General features: G+C 62.9%; 4 protein-coding genes. 3 read left to right on the forward strand and 1 reads right to left on the reverse strand.

The window, feature by feature from the left end; all coding sequences use genetic code 11:
- On the forward strand, positions 1–658 hold a 658-nt coding region (locus tag EOA24_RS34895), incomplete at its 5' end, for an ATP-dependent RecD-like DNA helicase (protein ID WP_189354492.1).
- Positions 659–670: 12 nt separating this feature from the next.
- On the opposite strand, the gene EOA24_RS34900 is transcribed toward EOA24_RS34895, so the two are convergent.
- Positions 671–1,066: an STAS/SEC14 domain-containing protein gene (locus EOA24_RS34900; protein WP_126082070.1), complete on the reverse strand. Its 396-nt coding sequence runs from the start codon at positions 1,064–1,066 to the stop codon at positions 671–673.
- Positions 1,067–1,174: 108 nt separating this feature from the next.
- On the opposite strand from EOA24_RS34900, the gene EOA24_RS34905 reads away from it, so the two are divergent.
- Both EOA24_RS34905 and EOA24_RS34910 read left to right on the forward strand, forming a co-directional pair.
- Positions 1,175–1,915 carry a pyridoxine 5'-phosphate synthase gene (locus tag EOA24_RS34905; RefSeq protein ID WP_126082071.1) on the forward strand — a complete coding sequence of 247 codons (741 nt, stop codon included), beginning with the start codon at positions 1,175–1,177 and terminating at the stop codon, positions 1,913–1,915.
- 86 nt (positions 1,916–2,001) lie between these two features.
- Positions 2,002–2,253 (forward strand): KUP/HAK/KT family potassium transporter (locus EOA24_RS34910; RefSeq protein ID WP_189354494.1); only part of this gene is annotated, 252 nt, incomplete at its 3' end.

Here is a 2,253-nt window from a genome sequence, read left to right on the forward strand (position 1 = left end):
CACTGAGCATGAACCGGATGTGCTCTTGACCGAAATCCACCGCCAGGCGCGCGACAACCCGATCATCCGGCTGGCGCTCGACGTGCGCGAGGGCCGGGAATTCATGCATGGCGACTACGGCACGGCGCAGGTGATCGGCAGGGAAGCGGTCAACCAGGACCTCGTGCTCAAGGCGGACCAGGTGCTGGTCGGCACCAACCGCACGCGCCGTCGCTACAATCAAAGGCTGCGCGAGCTGAAGGGGTTCAACGCCGATTTCCCGCAAGCCGGCGACAAGCTGGTCTGCCTGCGCAACGATCCGGCCAAGGGGCTGCTCAACGGCTCGCTGTGGAAGGTGATGACCTCCTCGCGCGAGACGGTGAAGCCCGGCATCAACCTTCTGGTTTCGCCGGAGGAGGACGATCCCGACCGCGGCGTCGCCAAGATCAAGCTGCTCAAGGCGGCGTTCGAGGATCCCGACGCGGAAATCCCGTGGCAGCAGAAGAAGCGTTTCGACGATTTCGACTATGGCTATGCGCTGACCGTGCACAAGGCGCAGGGCTCGCAGTGGAACGACGTCGTGCTGTTCGACGAGAGCTGGGCCTTCAAGGAGACCCGCCAGCGCTGGCTCTATACGGCGATCACCCGCGCCGCCGAGCGGTTGACAATCGTTCGCTGAGGTTTTTGGCCATCAGGTCGGCCTTGCGCCAAGCCACTGCCAGGCGGCTTCCTCATCGTCGACATCGAAGCGCCTGACTTCGAAAGGCAGCGTTTTGGGGAACACGCCGGCGACGAGGGAGGCCCAACTCGGCTCGCCTATGACGGCGCAGCGCACGACATGTTCCATCGCGTCGGCCACGCCCTGTCGAAGCGTGTCCTGCTTGATATTGGCCCAGTCGACGCTTTCCTCGTCGGTCAGCCTGATCAGCACGTCGATCCTCGGATGCAGCGCGTAGGCGGCTTCCAGCAGGCCGAACAGGTTTTCCGCATCGGCCGGCGAGACATCGCCGACGACGTCGATGGCGAAAAGCGCGTCGCGGTTGGTCTCGATGCGGCGAATAGCCGGCACGGCTTCAAGGAAATTCACTGCAAATCCTCACTTTAGCCTCCAACTGTCCCCTGGAACACGCGAAACCCCCTATCTGTTCCCGTCAAAGGCGCTATAGATGCCCGCCGATCCACTGGACCCCAGCTCATGCCCGCCAAGCTTTCGGTCAATCTCAACGCCGTCGCCATGCTGCGCAACCGCCGCGACCTGCCGTGGCCGAGCGTCATCGGACTTGGCCGCATTGCCCTTGCCGCCGGCGCGCATGGGTTGACGGTGCATCCCAGGCCCGACGAGCGGCACACAAGGCATTCCGACCTGCCGGAGATCAGGGCGCTGATCGACGACGAATTCCCAACGGCGGAGTTCAACATCGAGGGCTATCCGACGGAGGATTTCCTGGCACTGGTCGAAAAGAACCAGCCCGAGCAGGTGACGCTGGTGCCGGACGACCCGGCGCAGGCAACCTCCGACCATGGCTGGAACTTCGTCGCCCAAGCGGCGTTCCTCACTCCGATCGTCAAGCGGTTGAAGAAAAGCGGATTCAGGGTGTCGCTGTTTTCCGACGCGGACCCTGCGGGCGTGAATGCGGCACGCGATACCGGCGCCGATCGCATCGAGCTCTATACCGGTCCCTATGGAGGTTTCCATTCCGATTCGGCAAAAGCGGCGAAAGAACTGGAAAGGCTGGGAAAAACCGCCGACGCCGCATTCAAGGCCGGGCTCGGCGTCAATGCCGGACACGATCTGACCGTGGAGAACTTACCGCCATTGGCCAAACGCATCCCGGCATTGGCCGAAGTATCGATCGGACATGGGTTGACAGCCGATGCGCTGGAGTATGGCATGGACGGCACGGTCGGGCGGTTCTTGAAGGCCTGCGGATGGTAGGGGACTTTGGGTAGTTTCGGCAGTCTTGGTGTGTCGCGCGCGTCGCGGTGGCCTCGGAGCGTGACGAATTCGGTAAAGTGGGGTTCATGGTGCTAGCCAACGCCAGCGAAACGGAATCCCTCGAACGCTCGGGCCATGCCGAAACCGAGCGGCAGCACAGCACTAAGGTGCTCATGCTTGGCGCGCTGGGCGTCGTCTATGGCGACATCGGCACGAGCCCGATCTACGCCTTTCGCGAGGCGCTGCACGCGTCTTCGAGTTCGGTTGCCCGCAATGACGTACTCGGCGTGCTGTCGCTGATCGTCTGGGCGCTGACGATCATCGTCACGGTCAAGTAT

Origin of the sequence: Mesorhizobium sp. M2A.F.Ca.ET.039.01.1.1 (assembly GCF_003998035.1) — a bacterium.
GTDB lineage: Bacteria > Pseudomonadota > Alphaproteobacteria > Rhizobiales > Rhizobiaceae > Mesorhizobium.